Below are 21,095 nucleotides of genomic sequence, written 5' to 3'. Positions count from 1 at the left end.
CAGCGTCGGCGCGGCCTAGCCCGGAAGCTGTCCGCATATCGAGACGGGCGGGATCACCTCCTGGTTGCGGTAGACGTCGGCGCTCCAGCTCGGCCCGCCCGACGCCCCGATCGGCGGTATCCGGGGCGCCCGGGACGGGCTGAGCAGGCTGAGGAACTTGTTGATCACCTGGACGACGGGTTCCAGGATCCGGTAGCCGATCCCGAACCGCGCCCGCACGCCGAGCCCGACGCCCCGGCACAGCGCGTACGGCGCGCCGAGCGCGGAACCGATGGTGGCGCCGTACGAGGTGATCAGCTCGAACCAGATCCCGGCGGTGAACAGGAACGCGCTGATCCCCATGGTGAACCGCACGCCGTGCCGGACGACCAGGCCCATCACGCCGACCGGCACGCCGGTGAGCGAGTCGAGCAGGCTGGTCCGGCGCGCGAAGCCCTCGGTCACGCGCGAGCCAACCCGGCCGTCGGCGTAGCCGAACCCGAGCTTGCCGGCCAGCGCGTACTCGCCGGCGCCGCGGAACGTGCCCCGGCGCGCGCCGAACGCGGTGACCACCTCCAGCGTCTGGCTCACCGTGAACGACAGCGGCAGGCCGGCGACCAGCCCGATCGGGAACGCGATGTCGACCGGGACCGGGAACGTGCGGCGGTGGTTCTGGCCGCCGTCGATGCCGGCGGTGAAGTCCACCTTGATGCCGAAGCCGCCGCCGATCTCCAGCTCGGCCCGGTTCACCCGGCCGGCGCCGACGGCCAGGTGGAACGACGCGGCCGGGCGGCCGACGGTGAGCGTCACGGTGCCGGCCAGCCGGAGCCCGCCGTCGTCGTACGTGAAGTGCGTGCCGACGCCACCGGCGCAGCAGAACGTCTGCACCCGGTAGCCGTGGGCGGTGGCGCCCGCCTGCCCGCCCGGCGCGGGTGGCGGCTGCGCGGGCGCGACGGCGAGCGGACGCGACCGGCCCAGCGTGCCGCCGGCCGCCGCGGTCTCCCGGGTCCACGACGGTTCACCCGCCACGTAGACGGTAGGGCGGTCGAGGATGACGTCGTCCCCGCCGAACGTGCCGTCCCGGATCACCTCGGTGAGCGTGACCGGGCCGATCGTGACGACCAGGTCGCCGCCGTCCTCGGTCAGGTCGAGCACCCGACCCACGCCGCGTCCGGTGAGGAACATGACCCGGCCGGGCGCGAGCCGGTCGGCGTCGCGGGCGCCCGGGTCGAGCCGCCAGGTCAGGCCGTCCGGGCTCACCGACCGCACGGTGCGGCTGCCGCCGCCGACCAGCACCACGTCCGGTTGCAGCGTGACGTCCTTCCCCGGCGCCGGGGCCTGCCCGTACCGGGGCTGCTCGCCGTCGCCCGCGCCGGCCGGGCCCGGCTCCGGCCCGAACGCGCCGCAGCCGGTCAGCGCGAGCAGCACCACCAGGCCGGCCGCGAGCAGCCGCCGGCCGCGCACGGGCCGCCTCACATCCGGCCGGCGACGGTACGGGCGAGCCGTTCCAGCGGCGCCCGGTTCTCCTGCGGGTCGTTGAGCCGCACCAGCCGCACCGCGACCCACAGCTCGCCCCTGCGCAGGAAGAACGCCTCGGCGGTGAGCAGCGCCTCGTCAGCCGTCCCGGCCAGCTCACGGATCTCGTGCCCGAGCTGCCGCTCGATGTCGAGGTACTTCTTGGCGCCCTCGCCCACGAACACCTCGACCTGGGCGGTCGGCCCGCTCACCGGTCCGGTGTAGGTGCACGACTGCCCGGCCACCACCGGTTCGTCCAGTGGCGTGCCGGCGAGGCGTTCCGCGTCGGCCTTCGACACCAGCGCGCACGCCTGCGGGGCGGCGTCGTCCACCGGTTCGGCGCTCGGCTCGGTCGGCGCCTCTCCGGTCGGCTCCGCGACCGGAGCGCCCGCCCCGGGTGCGGCGCCGCCGGGGGCCGGCGGCTCGTCGCCGCCGCAGCCGGCGGACGCGGTGAACAGGATCGCGGCCAGCGCGAGCGCGATCAGTCGGCGGGTTCGCATGCCTGCCCCGCTCAGGCCGGGATCGCGTCGAGCGTGCGGCGCAGGATCTGTTCGTTGCCGGCGGTGCCGCCGCCGAAGCTGCTGATGGTCACCGTGTAGGTGCCCTTGCCGTCGATCAGCACCGCCTCGCCGCGGACGTCCTTCACCGCGAGGTAGCCCCGCTCGCCCCGGTCCAGGTCGACGACCTTCTCGTACTGCTGGCCGGCCTGGTCGTGCTGGTAGTCGTAGGTGGCCTTGCCGGCGGTGGCGGAGGCGGTGGTGACCGCCAGCTGGGCGATGCCGTCGCCGAACGAGCAGTTGCCCTCGTCGCGCAGCTTCCGGTCGACCAGCTCGGAGACCTGGGCGGCGGTGAACGGGCACGGCGGACGGACGCCGTCGACCGCGCCCGCGTCCACGCCGCCGCCGTCCTCGCCCGCCGCCGTGTCGGCCGACCCGCCGTCGACGATCCCGTCGCCGGAGTCGCACCCGGCCGGCGCGAGCAGGGCGAGCAGCAGCAGGGGCAGCGCCAGGCGGGCGCGGTGGGTACGGGCGGTCCGGGCCGGTGTGAGCGCGTCAGATGCCATGGCTCCGACGCTAGGCGCGCCGTCACCGGCCGTAATCGGGGGTTTCCCTACGCGGTGACCTTGCGGACGGACGGATCCGCCCCGGCGGGCGTCGGCTGCACGTCGGTCGGCCGCCCGACGCGGATCGCGAGCCGCTCCAGGTAGCCGACCATGAGCGCGGCGAACAGCAGCACGAACAGCACCAGCAGGGGAAGCGGCATGACCAGGCCCAGCGGAGGCCCGCCGTCGGCGCCGAAGCGGCGGTCGGCGAGCATCTGCACCAGCACCGGCGCGGTCATGCTGTCCGGACCCCGGCTCACGAGCATCGCCCACAGTGGCGCCTGGGCGTGCGCCAGCCAGGTCGGCAGCGCGGTCACGGCCAGCATCGGCAGCGCCGGCAGGAGCAGCGTACGGCCGACGCCGCCGCCGGAGCGCCACCGGGCGTGCTGGCCCCGGAAGAGCAGCGTGAACGCGAACAGCGCGGGCACCGACAGCCAGACCGGCGGGACCAGGCCGAGGAACGAGCCCAGCTGCCCGGACTCCTGGGTGCGCTCGTAGCCGGCGATCGCCAGCGGGCCGACGCCGACGAACAGCCACGGCGCGAACGGCACCAGCAGCAGCTCGCTGAAGCGCCCCAGCGGGCGCAGCGCGCCGATGCCGAACCCGGCGAGCGCCGCGACGCCCACCGCGACGAGCGTGGACAGCAGCGGCGGCAGCCAGGTGTTGACGAGCACCGTCGAGGTCTCGACCGCGGCCGGTAGACGCCCGGTGCCGGAGGAGGAGTTCCGCAGCCACGGCAGCGATGCCCAGACGGTCACGCCGACGACGACCAGGAGCGCGACCGCGACCAGCGCGGCGAACAGCGGCCGGCGGCCGGGGGAGGACTCCGCCGCCCCGACGGCCGGCCGGTCCCGCCAGCCGTCGAACTCGATCCGCAGCCGGGTGGCCAGGACGAGCCCTGCCGCGGCCAGCCCGAGCAGCCCGAGCAGCACCAGCAGCAGCGTCGACGTGGCGGATCCGAGACCGAAGCGCATCGTCCGGAAGGCGCCCTGCACGGTGGCGAACACCGGGGTGGCGGAGTCCCCGCGCGGCCCGCCGGCGGTCAGCAGCGCCGGGGCGGCGTAGGTCTGCAGGGCGGTGGCGAGAACGCCCAGGGTGAGCAGCCCGCCGACGGCGAGCACGGCGGGCGCGGGCCGGTCGCCGGGCTCGCGGCGGCGCAGCGCGCTCAGGTACAGCGTCGCGGCCACCGCGACGACCAGCCCGAACGTCACCTGCGCCAGCGCCGAGGTGAGGAACAGCCGAGGGGACTGCAGGTCCCGGGCGAGGGTGCCGTCCTCGATGCCCTCGGCGCGCAGGCCGAGGAGCACGGCGACCGGCGCGTACGCGGCGAGCGGCAGCGCGAGCACGCCCCGTGTCACCAGGCGGGCGGCCCGGCCGGCCCGGTCGGCGAGGACCGCGAGCAGCGGCGCGGCGAGCAGCGCCACCGCCAGCGGGGCCAGGCCGAGCAGCACCGCGAACCCGATCTGCCCGACCACCCCGTCGGTGAAGGCGGCCTCGTAGTTCGCCGTGCCGACCGACTCGCCCGAGCGGCGCGGCCCGTCCGCCTGGAAGCTGCGGGCCGCAGTGGACAGCGTGGGCAGGACGTACGACCAGACCCAGGCGATCACCGCCGGAACGGTCAGCGCCAGCCCGATCAGGACTCGCGACGGCCGGTACGGCGGCGTGGGCGGGGGCACTGGTGCTGTCGCCTGCGGCGCTGCCGGCTGACTCATCTGGACATCCACCCTCGAAGATCGACGATCATGGCCGTCGCGACGATAACCGATGTCGTCCACCCGTGCGCCGATCCGTCGCCGCCGCGGCGGATAGGGTCGCAACCGTGCGGACCAAGCAGGAGCTGTCGACGGCGATCCGGGAACGACGGCGGGCGGCGCTCGTGGTCAACGCCCACTCCCGCCGCGGCCGCCGGCTGTACGACACCGTCCACGCACGCCTGCGGGCGGCCGGTTTCACGCTGCTCGGCGCGTACCCGGTGGACCGGCCCGGCGAGCTGGACCGGGTACTCGCCGAGGCCGCCGACCTCGGGCCGGACCTGCTGGTCACCGGCGGCGGCGACGGCACCGTCGGCGCGGCGGCCCGGCTGCTCGCCCACCGGGACGTCGCGATGGGCCTGCTGCCGTTGGGCACCACTAACAACTTCGCCCGCACCGTCGGCGTCCCGCTCGACCTGGACGCGGCGATCGCGGTGCTCACCGACGGCAAGGTGATCGACGTCGACCTGGGCCTGATCGGTGACACCCGGTTCACCAACCACGTCGGGATCGGGCTGTCCGCCGACATCATGCAGGCCGCGCCGCCGGGGCTGAAGCGGGTCGTCGGGCGGCTCGCGTACCCGCTGACCGGGCTGGGGCTGCTCGCCCGGCACCGGCCGCTGGCCGTGACGGTCCGCGCCGAGGGCCGCGAGCACACGTTCACCACCCACCAGGTGTACGTGGCCAACGGCGGCTTCCACGCCGGCCGGCCCATCACCGCCGACGCCACCGCCGACGACCGGCTGCTGGTCGCGTACCCGGTGGGTGGGCCGACCCGGCGCGGGCTGCTGCGCGAGACGGCGCGCAACGCGGCGGCCGGCCACCGCCGCACCCTCGGCGACGAGCCGTTCCTGGCGGTACGCCAGCTGTGGCTGGACACCGACCGGCCGGCCCGCATCGAGGTCGACGGCGAGCCGTACGGGCAGACGCCGGTCCGCATCGGCCTGGACCCGAACGCGTTGCGGCTGATGGCCCGGGCGGACAGCCCGGATCACTGACCGTCAGGCCCAGTGCTCCTCGTCGGGCAGCGGGATCTCCGTGTTCTGCTCCACCGCGTCGGCGGCGGTGAGGTCGTCGCGCACCGACTCGCCCAGGCCGGCCCGGTCGCTCGGCGGGCGCAGCACGCCCTGCTCGGCCAGGTCCGCCTCGCCCGCCTCGGGCACCGCCGCGTCGACCGTGTCGGGCGGCCCGACGAGCGTCTCGTCCTGCCGCTGCTCCTGCGCGTCGGCCGCGGGCGGGCGGCGCAGCGCGTCCTCGCTCATCGCGTGCCCGTCACGCCGAGCGCCGTACGTACGGGGCGCTCTGGTCGGCCACGTCGCCGTACTCGGCCGGGAGCTGCCCGACGACCTGGGCGTAGACGGCCGGGTCGACGGCGTCGCGCAGTACGTCGAAGACCGCCGTGACCCCGTCCCGGGCGGCGTCCACGTCCACGTCGGCGCGTCCGCTCACCCGCTCCACGAACACGTCGAGCCCGAACGGCTCGGCGTCCTCGGCCGGGCCGAACGCGTACGCCCGCAGCGCCTCCGGCAGCCGGTCGGCGAGGTCGCGGGCCTCCCCGCCGTCGATGCGCTCGGCCAGCGTGGTCAACGTCGCCCGGGTGATCGCGGTGGCCTGCTCCGCGGACGCGCCGCACCGCTGGGCCACCTCGCCGATGAACTGGTCCTGGTCCATCTCGCCGCCTTCCTCCGCCGGGATCGCCGGATTCCCACGCTGGACCTCCGCAAACGGCCGCCGGGCCGGGGGGTAGCGTGCAGCGCGGAACCCGCAGCGAGGAGGCCCGGCAGTGCAGCCGACGACCGTGGACGTGCCCACCCCCGACGGAACCGCCGACGCCTACCTGGCCACGCCGGGGACCGGCGGGCCCTTCCCGGCCGTGCTGCTGTTCATGGACGCGTTCGGGCTGCGGCCCCGGGTCGCGGAGATGGCCGCCACGATCGCCGAGCGCGGGTACGTGGTGCTCGCCCCCAATCTGTTCCACCGCGCCGGGCGCGCCCCGCTGATCGACCTCGGCGCGCTCGCCGACGACAGCCGCCGGGGCGCCCTGTTCGAGAGCATCGGGCCGATGATGGCCGCGTTGACGCCGGACGCGGTGGCCCGCGACACGGCCGCCTACCTGGACTTCCTCGCCGCCCGTCCGGACGTCGCGCCGGGTCCGGCGGCGATCACCGGCTACTGCATGGGCGGCACGAACGCGCTGCGTGCCGTCGAGGCACTCCCGGACCGGATCGCCGCGGTGGCCGCGTTCCACGCCGGCCGGGTGGTCACCGACGCCCCGGACAGCCCGCACCTGGCCGTCGGCGCGGTGACCGGCGAACTCTACTTCGGGCACGCCGACGCCGACCCGTCGATGACCGCCGAGCAGATCGCCACGCTGGAGAAGACGCTGGACGCGTCCGGGGTGACCTACCGCTCCGAGGTGTACGCCGGCGCCCGCCACGGCTACACCCAGTCGGACACCCCGATGTACGACGAGCAGGCCACGCAGCGGCACTGGACGGCGCTGTTCGACCTGCTCGACCGCACGTACCGCCGCTGACCCGCCCACGGCGCGCGGGAGCGCGGCAGACGATTCACCGGCCCGGAGCCGGGTAACCGCCGTCATGACCGACCGCCGCGCCGACACCGTCCGCTCGCCCCTGGACCGGGCGGTCGAGCGGGGCGGTCTCGCGCTCTCCCGGGCCCGCGCCCAGGGCGGCGCGGCCGGCCGGAACCGGCTGCGCCAGCTGGAGATCACCGTGGTGATCTCCGCGCAGGCCGGGCTGGCCGCGGCGCTCGCCGCGCTGCTCGCCCAGGAGCTGCTCGGCTCCGGCGCGCACGTCTTCGCTCCCGCCGCCGCGGTCGGCACCATCGCCACCGCCATCGGCCAGCGCGCCCGTCGCACGTTCGAGCTGCTCGTCGGCGTCGGCCTCGGCATCGTGGTCGGTGACCTGCTGCGCGCGCTGCTCGGCAGCGGTTCCTGGCAGACCGGCCTGGTGGTCACGCTCGCCATCGCCACCGCCCTGCTGGTGGCCGGGCGCGGCGGCGCGCTCGTCGGCCAGGCCGGCGGCACGGCGGTGCTGATCGCCACGCTCGCGCCGGTGCAGCCCGGCCTGGAACTGCCCCGCATCTTCGACGCGCTGGTCGGCGGCCTGGTCGGTCTGTTCGTGGTGGCGCTGCTGCTGCCGGTCAACCCGATCCGCGTGCTGGACCGGGCGGTGGAACCGGTGGTCGCCCGGCTCACCGAGCAGCTCGACGCCGTCGCCCACGCGCTGACCCGGCGGGACGCCGACGCGGCCCAGCGCGCCCTGGAGGACCTGCGCGGGCTCGAACCGGACATCGGGCGGCTCAACGACGCGCTCAGCGGGGCCGAGGAGGTGGTCACCATCGCGCCGGCCCGCTGGCACCGCCGCGCCCAGTTCCACAGGTACGCCGACGCGACCCAGCACCTCGAACGGCTGCTCCTGTACGCCCGCTCGATCGCCCGCCGCTCCGCCACCGCGTTGCAGTACGACGAGCCGATCCCGCCCGCGCTGCCCGACGCGGTGGCCCGCCTCGGCGAGGCGGTGCGGGAGCTGAAGCGGGCCTGCAAGTCCGGAGAGGATCTGGAACGCACCCGGGAGCTGGTCCGGCAGGGCGCCGAGCTGGCCGGGCGCGCCTGGTCGCAGGGCGTGCGCACCTACGGCGAGGCGATGATCAGCGACCTGCGGACCGGGCAGAGCGAGCTGCTGCGGGCCACCGGCTGCCGGCCCGAGGACGCCAACGGCACAGTGCGCCGGGCCGCCGGGGCGGGGGAGGCGGAGGCGCGCCCGCCGGTCCGGGCCCGGATGAGCCGGCCGGTCCCGCGCCGGCCCGCCGGACGGCACCAGCCGAAGGCCACCGGGCGTGAACTGGCACCTGCCCGAGCCGGTCCGGCTGGTTAGCGTCGGCGCATGGACATCCGTCAGGACGCACCGGCCGCCCGCTTCGCCGCGCTCACCACCGCGCACGTCGCCGACGCCTGCCTGCGCGCCGGTGTCCCCGTCCGCTGCGCCCCGGCCGCCGTCGTCCCGGTGCTGCCCGGGCGGCGCCTGGCCGGCCGGGTCCGCCCGGCCCGGCACGCCGGCAGCGTGGACGTCTTCCTGGAGGCGATCGAGCAGGCCGCCGAGGGGGACGTGCTCGTCGTCGACGACGGCGGGCGCACCGACCGGGCCTGCGTCGGCGACCTGGTGGTGCTGGAGGCGCGGGCGGCCGGCCTGGCCGGGCTGGTGGTGTGGGGCGCGCACCGGGACACCGCGGACCTGGTCGCGGTCGGGCTGCCGGTGTTCAGCCTCGGCGCCACCCCGAGCGGGCCCCTGGAGCTGGACCCGCGTCCGGACGGGGCGCTGGCGCACGCCATGGTCGGGCCGTTCACCGTCGGCCCGCAGGATCTGGCGCTGGCCGACGACGACGGTGTGCTGTTCGTACCCGCCGATCGGGCCGGGGAACTGTTCGACCTGGCCGAGTCCATCCGGGACACCGAACGGCGGCAGGCCGACCGGATCCGGGCCGGGGAGTCGCTGCGCGCGCAGGTCGGGTTCGGCGCGTACCTGGCGGCCCGGGAGGCGGACCCGGCGCTGACGTTCCGGGCGCACCTGCGGGCGGTGGGCGGCGCGATCGAGGAGTGACCGGGTCAGCCGCCGCGCGCCCACAGCGCCAGGCGTACCCGGTTGGCGCTGCCGGTCTTGGTCATCAGGCTGGTGATGTGCGTCTTCACTGTGGTCACCCCGATGTGCAGCCGGTCGGCGATCTCGGTGTTCGACAGCCCGTCGGCGACCAGGTCCAGCACGTCCTGCTCGCGCGCGGTCAGGTCGGCCGTACGCCGGGGCGCGCCGGCGCGGGCGTGCACCGCGCGTTCGACCAGCCGGCGCAGGACGTCCGGGCTGAACGGGCTGTCCCCGGCGGCGGCGCGGCGGACGCCGTCGAGCAGGTCGGCCGGGGGCGCGTCCTTGAGCAGGAACCCGCAGGCACCTGCGGTGAGCGCGGGGTAGAGGTGGTCGTCGTCGCCGAACGTGGTGAGCACCATGATCCGGGTGGCGGGCCGGTCGGCGAGGATCCGGCTGGTCGCGGTGATCCCGTCGACGCCGGGCATCCGCAGGTCCATCACCACCACGTCGGGTCGCAGCCGCGCGGCGAGGGCGACCGCGTCCCGGCCGTTGTCGGCCTCGCCGACGACCTCGAGGTCGGGCTGGGCATCGCAGAGCATCCGCAGGCCGGCCCGGATGAGGTGCTGGTCGTCGACCAGCAGCACCCGGATCACGCCGGCTCCGGCGTGCCCGCCCGGGGCCGGGGCGCCCGGTGGGCGGACTCGGCCGGGGGCAGCACGGTCCGGACCCGCCAGCCGGACCCGGTGGGCCCGGCCTCCAGCCGCCCGCCGAGCACCTCGACCCGCTCCCGCATCCCGACGATGCCGTGGCCGCCGCCGGTGGGCACCCCGGCCGGCGCGGCGCCCCGCCCGTCATCGGTCACCGTCCAGTGCACCGCGCCGTCCTCGACCGACACGGTCAGGTGTGCGCGGGCCGCCGCGCCGGCGTGTTTCGCCACGTTCGTCAACGCCTCCTGGGTCAGTCGCAGCACCGCCTGGCCGCGTACCGCGTCGAGCGTGCCGACCGCGGGGTCGATGTCGGCCTCCACCACGACGCCTGCCTGCCGGGCCCGGTCGACCGCCGCGCCGAGCGCGGCCGGCAGCGCCGTCGGCTCGATCGCGGTCAGGGCGGCGTCGCCGCGGAGGCCGTCCGGGTCGCGCAGCACCGCCACCAGCCGCCGCAGGTCGGTCAGGGCGGCCGTGCCGGTGGCGTGCACGTCGTCGAACACCTCGCCGACCCGGGGGTCCAGGTCCGGCAGCACGTGCCGGGCCACGCCGACCCGTAGCACCATCGACGCGACGTGGTGCGCGAGCACGTCGTGCAGTTCCCGGGCGATGGCGCCGCGCTCGTCGGCACGGGCCGCCCGGCTCTCCGACTCGCGCCGTCGCCGTTCCGCCTCGGCCCGCTCCTCGGCCTGCCGCCCGAGTTCCCGGGTGGTCCGCACGACCAGCCCGAGCAGCAGCGGCAGGCCGACGGTGACGGCCAGCCCGAACAGGCCGGTGAGCGCCGCGCGGACCGGTTCGCCGATCAGGCTGGTCAGGTCGACGACGGCGAGCAGCCCGGCGCCCAGCCAGACGGTGCGGGGCCGGGTGGCCCGCATCGTCAGCTCCAGCAGCGCCCAGCTCGCACCGACCTGGTTGATCATCACGTCGTCGACCAGGACGAGCGCGGCGACCAGCAGGACCGCCTGGATCAGCAGGTTCAGCAGCGGACGGCGGTGGCACAGCAGCGCCAGCACGAACGCCGGGACCGCCAGCGCCCACTGCGTACCGGTGGCGGCCGGGCCGCCGTGCGCGCCGAAGACCAGGTAGCCGATGCCGCTGAGGTCCAGCAGCAGAATCCGCGCGAGCGTGTCGCGCGCGTCGAACAGCCGACCGACCCAGGCCACGGCGTCAGCCTAGGCAACCGGTGCGGCCGGAGGCCACCGCGTTCACCGGCCGCCGCCACCCGCCCGGCGGTCCGAGGTGGACCGCCGGGCCGAGCGGGCCGGAGACCGTGGTGCTCATCCGACCAGCACCACACCGGTACGCCGGCTGCGGCGGGCCAGCACCAGCGTGGTGGCCGTCGCCGTGGCCGCCACCAGCACCCCCGCCGCGGCGAGCGTGAGCGCGTCCGGGGCCACCAGCGGCTGCCCGCGCAACGCCTGCCCGGTCACCAGCAGGGTGAGCCCGGCGTACGCGGCGCCGCCGACGAGCACCAGCCGGGCCCGGGTCAGCTCGTCCAGCCGCGCGCCGAGGAACCGGTCGAGCAGGATCGCCAGCAGCGGCAGCGCCTGCAACGCGTGCATCCCGACGAAGTGCCCGACGCGCAGGTCACCGCCGGTGGTGCTCCATCCGAGCAGCGGCAGCCCCGGGCCGCCGTCGGGCACACCGACGCTGTGCGCGCCGCTGATCCCGGCGGCCGCGCCGGCCGGGCGCTGCACCACCATCGGGAACGCGACGAGCATGCCGAGCAGGGACACGGCGAGACCGAGCCGGACCGCGTACCCACCGGCCCGGTCCGGAAGGGACCGGCGGGCCAGCACGACCGCCAGCACGAACTGGGCCGCGAACAACACGGTGATCGCCACGCCCATGACGTCGAACAGCACCGCGTTCAGCGTCGTGGTCCCGTTGAAGTGACTGGTGGTGCCCCGGAGCACCTGACCCACGATGACGACCATCTCCAGCACGGACATGGCCACGATCACGGTGGCGGCCCGCTCGGCCGCCCGGCTGCGGCGGGGCAGCAGGGACAGCATCCAGGCGAGCGTGACGCCGTAGAGCACGAACGAGATCGCGAACTTCAGCGGCTTGAGCCAGATGGGCGCGCCGGTGAGCACGCGCGGGTCGGCCACGACGCCGACCGCGGCGACGACGGTGAGCACCGCCATCGCGGACACGAGGAGCATCAGGGGGCGGTGCCATCCGGCCGCCCGGTTCCGCAGGGTAGTCATGCCTGTAGATGCTCGTGACGGGCCGGGCCGGTCGCGCCCGCCCGGAGGCCGCACCCGCGGCCACGGGTCGGAGCCCGTCTCCTACTCCGGGAGGAGGCCGGGCGGTCAGTCCGGCAGCCGGGGCATCTCGACGCCCGGGTCGCGGCCGAGCAGCACGCCGCGGGTCAGCGCCCGCGAGCCGAAGCGGTCCCGCACCGCGTCGACGGCGGCGTCCAGCGCCGGACCGGGTTCGGCGGTGAACGGCAGGGTGAGCTGGGTGTGCCCGCTGCCCAGGTTGCCCACCGACACGCCGAGAAGCGTGACGCCCCGTTCCGCGATCTGCGGCAGCGCGGCGCGCAGCAGGTCACGGGCGGCGGCCCGCAGCGGCCCGGTCTGCGCGGTCGGCTCGTCGATGGTGTGCGACCGGGTGGCCCGTGTGTAGTCGGCGAAGCGCAGCCGCAGCGTCACCGTGCGGCCGGTGCGCCGGGCCGCGCGCATCCGGCCGGTGACCCGGTCGACCAGCCCGGCCAGCACCGCGTCCAGGTCGGCGGGGGAGTGCGGGCCGCGTCCCAGCGCGTGCTGCGCGCCCATCGAGGAGCGGCGGCGGCCCACCTGCACCGCCCGGGGGTCGCGGTTGTGCGCCAGGGCGTGCAGGTGCCGCCCGGCGCCCGCGCCGAGCAGCGACACCAGCGCCGGCTCGTCCAGCCGGGCCACCTGCCCGACGGTACGGATGCCGCGGTCGCGCAGCCGCGCGGCGGTGACCGGGCCGACGCCCCACAGCCGTTCGACAGGCAGCGGGTGCAGGAACGCCAGTTCCCGGTCCGGCTCGATCACCAGCAGCCCGTCCGGCTTCGCCACGCCGCTGGCCACCTTCGCCAGGAACTTCGTCCGGGCCACGCCGACGGTGATCGGCAGGCCGACCTCGCGGCGTACCCGTTCCCGCAGCGTGGCCGCGACGGCGGCCGGCGCTCCGGCAAGCCGCCGCAGCCCACCCACGTCGAGGAACGCCTCGTCGATGCTGAGCCCTTCGACGAGCGGGGTGGTGTGCCGGAAGATCTCGAATACCGCCCGGCTGGCGGCCGTGTACGCGGCCATCCGGGGCGGCACCACGATCGCGTCCGGGCAGAGCCGCCGCGCCTGCCGGCCGCCCATCGCGCTGCGCACGCCCCGGGCCTTGGCCTCGTAGCTGCACGCGAGCACCACGCCGCCGCCGACGATCACCGGCCGGCCGCGCAGCCGGGGGTCGTCGCGCTGCTCGACCGAGGCGTAGAACGCGTCCAGGTCGGCGTGCAGGATGGTGGCCTCGCTCGACACCCCGCCATCTTCGCACACATGTTCGAATCGACGGCGTTGACCTGCCTGGACACGACGACCGGCCGGCGGGAGTCCCCGCCGGCCGGTCGCGTGCGGTCACCGTCCGTAGACCTCGAACTCGTAGAGCGAGAAGCCGTACGAGGTGGCCCGCGTGACGCCGTACATCCGCACGTAGCGTGCGCTGACCGGGGCGAACGTCACGTTGTCGACGCCGCCGTTGCCGGCGGTGGTGCTGAACACCGGCTGCCAGGAGTTGCCGTCACCGGAGACCTCGATCCGGTAGCCGGTGGCGTACGCGGCCTCCCACCGCAGCACCGCCCGGCTGATCGTCCGGGCCGATCCGAGATCCACCCGCAGCCACTGGTTGTCGTTGTAGCTGCTGGCCCACCGGGTGCCGAGACTGCCGTCCACCGCCTTCGCCGGGGTGTTGCTGGTCAGGAACTGCGTGCTGGACGCGGTGGCGGTACGGCCCTGCGCCAGGTTGGTCACCGCGTCGCCCCGGCGCGCCGGGAACGAGACGACCTGCTGGTACGTGGGCCGGTTCTGCCAGGCGATCAGCGGGTGGGTGATGCCGCCGAGCCCGGACTGGGCGATCGAGTCCGCGCACCACTGGTCGCCCGCCCCGCAGGACGAGTCGCCCGGGTAGACGGTGGTCGCCGGCGCCGCCGCGGCCTGACCGAGCGTGTCGAGCAGCGACTGCCGGCACGCGCCCAGGTTGCCGTTGCCGCAGTACGTGCGCCCGAGCCCGCCGGCCACCGGGTCGCCGAGCACGGCCCGCAGGTCCTTGTCGACGTAACCCCACCAGCCGTACTGGAACGCCGAGCCCTTGTGGGCCTGGCCCTGCGCCGCCCAGTGCACGGTGCCGTCGCGGGCGCCGTTCTGGCCGCCCGAGGGCGCCTCGTTGACCTGGAGGGCGCCGACGAGCGCGCCGTACAGGTCGGGGCCGAGGCCGGGACGGAACTGCGCCGAGGCGAGCAGCGGCCACCAGGCGTCGAAGATCCGGATGGCCTCGGCGTGCTGGTAGACCTTCGAGCCGGGTGACGTCTCCACCCGCCGCGAACCGGCCTGCTGCCAGGCCCGCAGCTTGGTCACCGCGGCGGCCAGCGCCGGGTCGGTAACCGGCGTGCTGTCGAGCACCCGCAGCAGTTCGCCGAGGACCTGCTGGCCGCGCAGGTCGGTCACCGCCGCCTCGGCGGTGATCCGCACGATGTCGGCGCGGCCGACCTTGCGCTGGGCGATCGCCGCGCGCACCGGACCGTCGAGCAGCTGACCCCGGTGCACCGCGCCGTAGCTGAAGTTGCCGTCGGCCGCGCCGAAGTCACGCGCCTGCTTGTTGTTCCAGCTGACGTAGTAGTCCTGGTTGACCGACTGCGGGTGGGCCGACGCCGGGGCGTACGTGGCGTCGTTGGTGTCCGGGTTCCAGCCGGCCCACTCGTACGCCGGCTCCGCCTTCGCGGGCAGGTTCGGGTCGAGCCCGGACGGGCGGACCGGGTTGGAGCCGGAGTTGTAGTACGCCGCCTCGGTCGAGTTGACGTAGAACCAGTTGAACGCGTACCCGACGCTGGCCGCGGACGCCTGGAACGCCGCCGCGCTGCCCATCGCCGCCGGGTCGTTGTACGCCTGGAAGCCGATCGCCGAGTCGGCCTCGTGCCGGTAGGTGGAGCGCAGCTTGGTGAACGCGGTGGGCTGCCCGTTCACCAGCCCCCGGTAGGCCACCAGCCCGTACTTGGTGCGCAGCGAGCGCAGCGTGTACGCGCCGGCCGGGGTGGAGTCGGCGAGCGTCGGCGACCAGGAGTTGCGCTTCTCCAGCACCTCCATGGCGAGGCACTGGCCGCGGTAGAGGTAGCGGTTGGAGCGCAGTGTCGGCGCGCTGCCGTCGGTGGTGCACAGCGGCACGGCGTACGTGTCGGTCAGGTCCTGGGAGGCGGAGGTGGCGCTCCACGCGTAGTCCTGGCCGCGGCCGAGCAGCACGTAGAGGTTCAGCCCGGCGAACGCCGCGCCACGTGCGCTGATGCCCGGCCCCTGGAGTTCCTGGAGCATGAGCAGTTGCGGCGCGAAGTAGCCGGTCTGCGGGCCGAACACGGCCACCGGGTTGCCGGTGGTGGTGTGCCGGCCGGAGACCACTACCGCGTTGGACATGCCGTGCGCCCGCAGGTTGGACAGGCCACCGACCAGGTCCTTGGTGGCGGCGCTGCTGCCGGTGCGGGCGGCGGCTCCGCCGGTGGCGTCGTACGCGAGCGGCTCGGCGACCACCGTCCCGGCGTCCGGCAGCACCGCGCTGGTGGCGCCGGGCGGCGTCGCGCCGTACGGGAAGCTCTGCCCGTCGTGTAGCGTCAGCACGGTCTCCGGGTCGTTCTGCGAGCGGAACGCCGTCCAGACCCGGTCGCCCTCGGTCGGGCCGTACTTGGCCCGGGCGGCCACCCGGACCAGCGCGGACTGCATCTCGCTGCCGCCGCCCCCGCCGAACAGCCCGCCGATGACACCGGCGGTGGCGATCAGGTCGGTCATGGTGAAGTGCTTCGGCTTCCCGGCGCCGGTGAGCACGTACTCGCCGGGGTAGTTGTCGTCGGCGATCGACTTGTCGATGTAGGCGTTGATGCCGGCGATGTAGTCGACGACGTCGGTGTAGAGCTGCTGGCCCCGGGTGCCCTTGAGGCGCAGCGCGTCGACCTGGGCCTGGAGGTCCGCCTCGGTGTAGGGCGAGTTGGCCCAGACGCTCTGCTCCAGCTCCCGGTTGCCGGGGGCGCCGCCGGCGAACGAGCTGACGTTGCCGCGGCCGACGTGCCGCAGCAGGTCCATCACCCAGAGCCGGTCCTGGGCGCCGGCGTACCCGGCGCCGAACATGGTGCCGGCGCGGGTGGTGCCGGTGACGTGCGGGACGCCGGTGGCCTTGTCCCGCACGATGGTGACGTCCGAGCGTGGCGAGATCCTGCTCTCGACCTGGGCGTCGGGGACGCCGAACGAGGCGTCGTTGTAGAAGTGGGCGATCTGCTCGTCGGTCAGCCCGGCGTAGTTGTAGACCAGGTTGGCGTACTCGTCGAGCTGGTCGCTGGAGTGCGCGGGACGGGTGCCGAGCGCCTGGTGAGCCAGGATGCCGGCGAGTGTGGCGTTGCCGTTCTGCCCGGGGGGCAGGATGTCGGCGCACTGGCCGAGGCAGTAGTCGTCGGGGGTGAACGTGGTGGCGGCGAGCGCCGGTGCCGGCGCGATGACCGTCAGGACGCTCGCGGTGAGGGCGGCGGCGGTGAGCGCCGCGAGGCGGGCACGGATGGCGGGTAATGGCATGGCGATCCTCCGGGGGACGCGGAGTAGGGCCGTTCGGTACGCCCGGCTGACGGCGTCTCGGCCTCCGCGCCCGGGCGTTCTGCCCGGAGGTGAGAATGACTCATATCTATCTGCGGGCAATGATCGGCGTACCACCGCCGTCCGGGATAGCCGTCGTTCACCAGTCGTCAATGCCGACGTTTCGTCGCGTTCCATCCCGCAACGACGCGGTGGGGGTGGCGCCGTTGCCACCCCCACCGCTCTCCCCGCCGGTGCGCCGTCAGTGCTTGCGGAACGACTGGCGCACCACACCCCCCACGAGCGCGCACCAGGTAGTGGTGCTGATCTTGCCGTTGGGCGGTAGTCCGTGCAGGCGCTGGAGGTCCTTCACCGCAGTGCGGGTGGCGTGGTCGTACTCGCCGGTCGGGGTGACCTCGGCGTAGCCCTTGGAGGCGAGCATGAACTGCGCGGCCACCACCGGGACGCCCGACGACTTCTGGTCCAGCTCCGGGGCCAGGGTCTCCCACGTCGGCGCCGTGAGCGTGGCGTCGACGTCGACCGGGATGCCGTTGCGCGCCTGCCAGTCCTGCACGGCCGCGACCGTTGCCGCGTCGAACACGCCCGTCACCGGCACGGTGTAGCCGCGGAACGTGAGCAGGTACTGCGCGACCCGGACCACCGGGCCGCCGACGAAGCGCCAGATGTCAGGCCAGCGGCGGGCCGGTACGTCGCCCAGCTTCGTGCCGAGCTTCTTGAACACCGCGCGGCGCAGCGCCGGGAACTCCCGGTAGAACATCGCGCCCGGGCAGAGCGTGGCGCGGAAGTCCCAGTGACCGAAGATGTCGTGGGCGTGCAGCCCGTACTGCCGGCAGATCGCTGTGCACAGCCGGGCGAGGGAGTCGAGCAGCTCCTCCGGCGGCGTCTCGGTGACGTAGGTGCCCTCGTTCTCGATGCCGATGGCCCGCCCGTTCTCGCCCGGGCAGTGCGCGGCGATCATCTGCCGGTCGCCGGCGCGCAGCCGGTCCAGGCTGCCGTGGCGTCCCTCCAGGACGTGACCGCCGCGGCTCACAGTGAAGTGCTGCCCGGTGTCGGACCAGCCGTTGCCGTCCATGTGCAGGTCCTGGCAGTCGCGGGCGAGCTGCTTGGCGTGCTCCTCGGAGTAGTCCGTGACGTTCGGGAACGCCATGTGGTGCACGATGATCTTGTTGGTCGGGATCGCGCTCACCGACAGCGGGTCGGCCGGCGGGCGGGCGGCCCACTCATCGCAGCTGATGATCCAGTCGAGGTCCGCGCCCGGCGCGGCCTGCGCGGTGCCCGGCAGGGCGAGCTCACTGCAGACGACCGCGACCGCGGCGGCGCCGAGACCGGCCCTCAGCAGCGTACGGCGGTCCAGCTCGGGGTGGTCGAAGTGCATCTCGCCTCCTCGATGGCCCGGCCGGCGCCGGGCGATGTAAAGGAACTGCAACGATTGCGCGCGTGGTGGAGAATATTGCCAAGCTCGCGCGGTGCGCCAGAGGACAAAAGCGACGTTCACCGGCCGGTGAGCCGGTTGCTCCTACCGCCGGAGTAGGCGATCTCACGTCCGCTGACCGGGACGGACCATGGCCTTCCGCGACCCGCCGTGGCAGCCTGGGCCCGTGCAGTCGCCCAGCCCGACCGGGATCGTCGTGCTCGTCGCGGTGCTCGCGGCCGCCACCGCGTTCGGCTGGTGGCGCCGCCGCCACGACGGGCGGCTGCGCGCCGTCCGGAAGCGCCCATCGGCCGCCGACGCGCCGCACCGGGCCACCCTCACCGCCCTCGGGGTACGCCCCGGCGAGGTCACGCTGGTGCAGTTCTCCGCCCCGGTCTGCGCGCCCTGCCGGGCCGCCCGCCGGGTGCTCGCCGACGTCGCCGCCCGCCTCGACGGGATCGCGGTGCTGGAGGTGGGCGTGGACGAACACCTCGACGCGGCCCGGGAACTGGACGTGTGGCGTACCCCGACGGTGCTGGTGGTGGACGCCGCAGGCCGCGTGGTGCGCCGGGCCGCCGGCGTGCCCGACCGCGACGACCTGATCGCCGCGCTCACGGCCGGGGCGGCGCGATGACCGGCGTACGGCTGACCCGCCGCCGGGTGGTGGACCACGGCCGGCTCGCCACGAGCCTCTGTGCGGCGGCGCGTCCCGCCTGACCGACCGCCCCCCCCGCACGAACGGACCCACCCCATGCTGCTCGACCCCCGGGGACCGCGCTTCGCCGCCGTCCTCACCACAGTCGTCCTCGCGATCGTCCTCGTCACCGGCTCCGGGCTGCTCCTGCTCGCCCAGGCCGTCGTGTTCGCGCTCACCGCCCTGAACCCGCGCGTCGGCCCGTACGGCCTGCTGTTCCGCGCCCTGGTGGCGCCCCGGCTGGACCCGCCGGCGGAGCTGGAGCCGGTCGCGCCGGTGCGCTTCGCCCAGGTCGTCGGCCTGGTCTTCAGCGTCGTCGGCGCGGCCGGCTGGTTCGCCGGGCTGCCCGCGCTCGGCCTGGCCGCCACCGGCGCGGCGCTGGCCGCCGCCTTCCTCAACGCCGCGTTCGGGCTCTGCCTCGGCTGCGAGGCGTACCTGACGATCCGGCGGCTGGCCGGACGCCCGCTCGCCGCCCGGGTGGCGGTGCCCCCGCGCTGAGGTTCCGCCCGTACGCTGGCCCGGGCGGACGGGGGAGTGGCATGGCGGGTCGGGGGCGGCTGGACCGGCGCAGCGTGCTCGTCGCCGCGGGCGGGCTGGCGGTCGCCGGGCTCGGCGTGCCGATCGGGCTGGCCGCCACGAACGACGGGCCGCCGCCCCCGCCGCGCGGCCGGCGGCCGGTCAGCATGGCGATGCACCTGCACGCCTCGTTCAGCGAGGGCGTGGCCAGCTACGCTGCCCACCTCGACCAGGCCCGCCGCAACGGCGTCGACGTGCTGTGGTGGACCGACCACGACTTCCGGGTGGCCGCCCACGACCACCGCCGGGTCGTCCACTTCGACGGCCCGGAGGAACGTGAGGGCGGCCTCGCCTGGACCTGGCAGCCCGCCACCGAGGGACGGCTGACCGCCTCGGCCGCCGACTTCGTGGACGCGCCGGACGCCCCCGACGGCCCGGGCCGCGCGCTGCGCCTCACCGCCGCCGGTTCCGGCACCCTCTGGTACGCGGGCAAGGCGTGGAACTGGACGCACACCGCCAACATCTCCGACACCACACTGCACCTCGACGTACGCCCCGAAGCGGCGGGGCGGGACGCCACGCTCACCGTGGAGCTCGCGCTGTCGCATCACCCGGCCGGACCCGGCCGGCCCGCCGGGCAGCTCGTGCTGCGCTACCGCCTCGGCGGCGTGGACACGGTCCGGCACACGGTGGACGGCCGGCACGGCACCGTCGAGCTGCCCGCCCCGCCCGGCGCCTGGCGGCGGCACACGTTCGATCTGCTCGCCGACGTGCGGCGGCTCTGGCCCGACCTGGTCGCCGGGGACAACTCGCTGCGCGGGCTGCGCCTCGGCGTGACTGCGGCCGGCGGTGGGCGCGGCGCGTACCTGGTGGACCGGCTCGTCTTCGACCGCGCCCGCCGCGCCGGCCAGGCGGGCGAGGAGATGCGCGCCGAGGTGCTGCGCGGCTACGACGGCGCGTACCCCGGCGTCACCCACCACCGGGCGTACGAGGTGTCGATGGTGCGGCACCTCAACTGGTTCGGCGGCGACGGCACACTGCCGCGCTTCCCGTCCCCGCCGTACCGGGACAACGACGTCGACGCCACCGAACGGATGGTGGAGTTCCTGCACGCGCACGGCGGGGTGGTGTGCTGGAACCACCCGCTGGACACCGAACGCCGCGAATCACTGGCCCGCCTGCTGGTCAGCCGCGGCGCGCTCGGCGTCGACCTGATCGAGATCGGACGCCGGCCGGTCGAGGACCACCTCTGGGCGTACGACGTGGCGGCCCGCAACGCGATCCCGCTCACCGCCGTCGGGGTCACCGACGACCACGACGGCACCGACTGGCGGGCCGGCCGGGACCGCAACGTCACCTCCGTGTGGGCTGCCTCGACCGGCCGGGACGACCTGGTCGCGGCGCTGCGCGCCGGGCAGGCGTGGTTCGCCGACCTGACCGGCTACCGGGGCGCGCTGGACCTGGAACTGGGCGGCCGCAGCGCGATGGGCGCGCTCGCCGTGCTCGCCGAGGACACCGTCACGGTGCGGCTGCGCGCCACCGACCTGCCGGCCGGGGCCACGCTGGAGACGGTCACCGGCGACGTCGACCGGGCCGGTGTCGCGGACCCGACACCGGCGGTCCGGGTCGGGCAGGTCCCCTGGCGGCAGCTGCGGCAGGGCTGGTACGACCTGCCGGTGCGCGTCGGCGCCGGCACGTACGTCCGCACCCAGGTCCGCGACCGCGACGGCGAGATCGTCGGCGCGAGCAACCCCCTCTGGCTGCTCCGCACCCCTCCACCCGCAGGCATCCCCGCACCCCGCCGCTTCTGACCCGCGCCCCCTCTCCCGCCCGCTCCCGCCGTGCCCCCTCTCCGTCGATCATGAAGTTGGCGGCGGGATCCGTCCTCTTTGTCCCTGTCAACTTCATGATCGACGAGGTGACGGCTGTTGCCGGGGTCTGGTAATCGTGACGGTGTGTCCGATACCGACCACCTGCCGCGCGGTGAGGCGCCGCGCGGGGAACGGGGCGCCGACCGGC

The 21,095-nt window shown here is 75.3% G+C and carries 19 protein-coding genes; 7 read left to right on the top strand and 12 right to left on the bottom strand.

Going from position 1 to position 21,095, the window contains the following annotated elements:
* Positions 1 to 15: 15 nt before the first annotated feature.
* From FB454_RS22335 to FB454_RS22320, 4 genes are read right to left on the bottom strand one after another with little or no spacing between them, the layout of a single operon-like run.
* Positions 16 to 1,455: a hypothetical protein gene (locus FB454_RS22335; RefSeq protein WP_486485441.1), complete on the bottom strand. Its 1,440-nt coding sequence runs from the start codon at positions 1,453 to 1,455 to the stop codon at positions 16 to 18.
* Positions 1,452 to 1,994 carry a hypothetical protein gene (locus FB454_RS22330; RefSeq protein WP_145823406.1) on the bottom strand — a complete coding sequence of 181 codons (543 nt, stop codon included), beginning with the start codon at positions 1,992 to 1,994 and terminating at the stop codon, positions 1,452 to 1,454. The genes FB454_RS22335 and FB454_RS22330 overlap by 4 nt, the downstream gene beginning before the upstream one ends.
* A gap of 11 nt (positions 1,995 to 2,005) precedes the next feature.
* Positions 2,006 to 2,557 carry a hypothetical protein gene (locus FB454_RS22325; RefSeq protein WP_013286471.1) on the bottom strand — a complete coding sequence of 184 codons (552 nt, stop codon included), beginning with the start codon at positions 2,555 to 2,557 and terminating at the stop codon, positions 2,006 to 2,008.
* A 47-nt stretch (positions 2,558 to 2,604) separates the two neighbouring features.
* Positions 2,605 to 4,308 carry a sugar ABC transporter permease gene (locus FB454_RS22320; protein WP_145823405.1) on the bottom strand — a complete coding sequence of 568 codons (1,704 nt, stop codon included), beginning with the start codon at positions 4,306 to 4,308 and terminating at the stop codon, positions 2,605 to 2,607.
* A gap of 107 nt (positions 4,309 to 4,415) precedes the next feature.
* Here FB454_RS22320 and FB454_RS22315 point away from each other — a divergent pair, with 107 nt between their 5' ends.
* Positions 4,416 to 5,345 carry a diacylglycerol/lipid kinase family protein gene (locus FB454_RS22315; protein WP_013286469.1) on the top strand — a complete coding sequence of 310 codons (930 nt, stop codon included), beginning with the start codon at positions 4,416 to 4,418 and terminating at the stop codon, positions 5,343 to 5,345.
* Positions 5,346 to 5,348: 3 nt separating this feature from the next.
* Here FB454_RS22315 and FB454_RS22310 read toward each other — a convergent pair whose 3' ends face one another.
* Entirely contained in the window at positions 5,349 to 5,609 is a 261-nt protein-coding gene (locus FB454_RS22310; protein WP_013286468.1) for a hypothetical protein, read from the bottom strand.
* A gap of 10 nt (positions 5,610 to 5,619) precedes the next feature.
* Entirely contained in the window at positions 5,620 to 6,018 is a 399-nt protein-coding gene (locus FB454_RS22305; RefSeq protein WP_145823404.1) for a DUF2267 domain-containing protein, read from the bottom strand.
* 112 nt (positions 6,019 to 6,130) lie between these two features.
* Between FB454_RS22305 and FB454_RS22300 the strand changes: the two genes are divergently transcribed.
* The 3 genes from FB454_RS22300 (at position 6,131) to FB454_RS22290 (ending at position 8,969) form a co-directional block, all read left to right on the top strand.
* Entirely contained in the window at positions 6,131 to 6,883 is a 753-nt protein-coding gene (locus FB454_RS22300; protein WP_013476689.1) for a dienelactone hydrolase family protein, read from the top strand.
* Positions 6,884 to 6,947: 64 nt separating this feature from the next.
* A complete protein-coding gene (locus FB454_RS22295) occupies positions 6,948 to 8,246 on the top strand; it encodes an FUSC family protein (RefSeq protein WP_013286465.1) in 1,299 nt (432 codons plus the stop codon).
* Positions 8,247 to 8,255: 9 nt separating this feature from the next.
* A complete protein-coding gene (locus FB454_RS22290; RefSeq protein WP_030273205.1) occupies positions 8,256 to 8,969 on the top strand; it encodes an RraA family protein in 714 nt (237 codons plus the stop codon).
* A gap of 5 nt (positions 8,970 to 8,974) precedes the next feature.
* Here the strand turns inward: FB454_RS22290 and FB454_RS22285 are convergent, their stop codons facing one another.
* The 6 genes from FB454_RS22285 to FB454_RS22260 form a co-directional block, all read right to left on the bottom strand.
* The gene (locus FB454_RS22285) at positions 8,975 to 9,601 is read right to left on the bottom strand and encodes a response regulator (RefSeq protein ID WP_013286463.1); all 627 of its coding nucleotides are present in this window, start codon (positions 9,599 to 9,601) and stop codon (positions 8,975 to 8,977) included.
* Positions 9,598 to 10,815: a sensor histidine kinase gene (locus tag FB454_RS22280; protein WP_013286462.1), complete on the bottom strand. Its 1,218-nt coding sequence runs from the start codon at positions 10,813 to 10,815 to the stop codon at positions 9,598 to 9,600. Before FB454_RS22280 ends, FB454_RS22285 begins: the two co-directional genes overlap by 4 nt.
* A 114-nt stretch (positions 10,816 to 10,929) precedes the next feature.
* Positions 10,930 to 11,862, bottom strand: a complete 933-nt coding sequence (locus FB454_RS22275) for a hypothetical protein (RefSeq protein WP_047892476.1) — start codon at positions 11,860 to 11,862, stop codon at positions 10,930 to 10,932.
* Positions 11,863 to 11,967: 105 nt separating this feature from the next.
* Positions 11,968 to 13,155, bottom strand: a complete 1,188-nt coding sequence (gene dinB, locus FB454_RS22270; RefSeq protein ID WP_145755404.1) for a DNA polymerase IV — start codon at positions 13,153 to 13,155, stop codon at positions 11,968 to 11,970.
* A gap of 96 nt (positions 13,156 to 13,251) precedes the next feature.
* Positions 13,252 to 16,437: a penicillin acylase family protein gene (locus tag FB454_RS22265; protein WP_145755403.1), complete on the bottom strand. Its 3,186-nt coding sequence runs from the start codon at positions 16,435 to 16,437 to the stop codon at positions 13,252 to 13,254.
* 259 nt (positions 16,438 to 16,696) lie between these two features.
* Positions 16,697 to 17,830, bottom strand: coding sequence for a peptidoglycan recognition protein family protein (locus tag FB454_RS22260; RefSeq protein WP_145823403.1), 1,134 nt, complete (start codon positions 17,828 to 17,830; stop codon positions 16,697 to 16,699).
* 223 nt (positions 17,831 to 18,053) lie between these two features.
* Here FB454_RS22260 and FB454_RS22255 point away from each other — a divergent pair, with 223 nt between their 5' ends.
* From FB454_RS22255 to FB454_RS22245, 3 genes are all read left to right on the top strand, one after another.
* Positions 18,054 to 18,500, top strand: coding sequence for a TlpA family protein disulfide reductase (locus tag FB454_RS22255; protein WP_240638337.1), 447 nt, complete (start codon positions 18,054 to 18,056; stop codon positions 18,498 to 18,500).
* Positions 18,501 to 18,617: 117 nt separating this feature from the next.
* Positions 18,618 to 19,058, top strand: a complete 441-nt coding sequence (locus FB454_RS22250; protein WP_013476696.1) for a DUF4395 domain-containing protein — start codon at positions 18,618 to 18,620, stop codon at positions 19,056 to 19,058.
* Between the two features lie 41 nt (positions 19,059 to 19,099).
* Positions 19,100 to 20,887: a CehA/McbA family metallohydrolase domain-containing protein gene (locus tag FB454_RS22245; RefSeq protein WP_145823402.1), complete on the top strand. Its 1,788-nt coding sequence runs from the start codon at positions 19,100 to 19,102 to the stop codon at positions 20,885 to 20,887.
* Positions 20,888 to 21,095 lie beyond the last annotated feature (208 nt).

This window comes from Micromonospora sp. CNZ297 (assembly GCF_007827625.1).
The sequence above is the reverse complement of the archived record's forward strand: the minus strand, read 5'-3'. Positions and strand labels throughout refer to the sequence as shown.

Coding starts and splice junctions, on each gene's coding strand:
- FB454_RS22320 (WP_145823405.1), bottom strand. CDS start 4,308: ATGAGTCAGCCGGCAGCGCCGCAGGCGACAGCACCAGTGCCCCCGCCC.
- FB454_RS22325 (WP_013286471.1), bottom strand. CDS start 2,557: ATGGCATCTGACGCGCTCACACCGGCCCGGACCGCCCGTACCCACCGC.
- FB454_RS22260 (WP_145823403.1), bottom strand. CDS start 17,830: ATGCACTTCGACCACCCCGAGCTGGACCGCCGTACGCTGCTGAGGGCC.
- FB454_RS22265 (WP_145755403.1), bottom strand. CDS start 16,437: ATGCCATTACCCGCCATCCGTGCCCGCCTCGCGGCGCTCACCGCCGCC.
- FB454_RS22310 (WP_013286468.1), bottom strand. CDS start 5,609: ATGAGCGAGGACGCGCTGCGCCGCCCGCCCGCGGCCGACGCGCAGGAG.
- FB454_RS22245 (WP_145823402.1), top strand. CDS start 19,100: ATGGCGGGTCGGGGGCGGCTGGACCGGCGCAGCGTGCTCGTCGCCGCG.
- FB454_RS22305 (WP_145823404.1), bottom strand. CDS start 6,018: ATGGACCAGGACCAGTTCATCGGCGAGGTGGCCCAGCGGTGCGGCGCG.
- FB454_RS22295 (WP_013286465.1), top strand. CDS start 6,948: ATGACCGACCGCCGCGCCGACACCGTCCGCTCGCCCCTGGACCGGGCG.
- FB454_RS22330 (WP_145823406.1), bottom strand. CDS start 1,994: ATGCGAACCCGCCGACTGATCGCGCTCGCGCTGGCCGCGATCCTGTTC.
- FB454_RS22290 (WP_030273205.1), top strand. CDS start 8,256: ATGGACATCCGTCAGGACGCACCGGCCGCCCGCTTCGCCGCGCTCACC.
- FB454_RS22275 (WP_047892476.1), bottom strand. CDS start 11,862: ATGACTACCCTGCGGAACCGGGCGGCCGGATGGCACCGCCCCCTGATG.
- FB454_RS22250 (WP_013476696.1), top strand. CDS start 18,618: ATGCTGCTCGACCCCCGGGGACCGCGCTTCGCCGCCGTCCTCACCACA.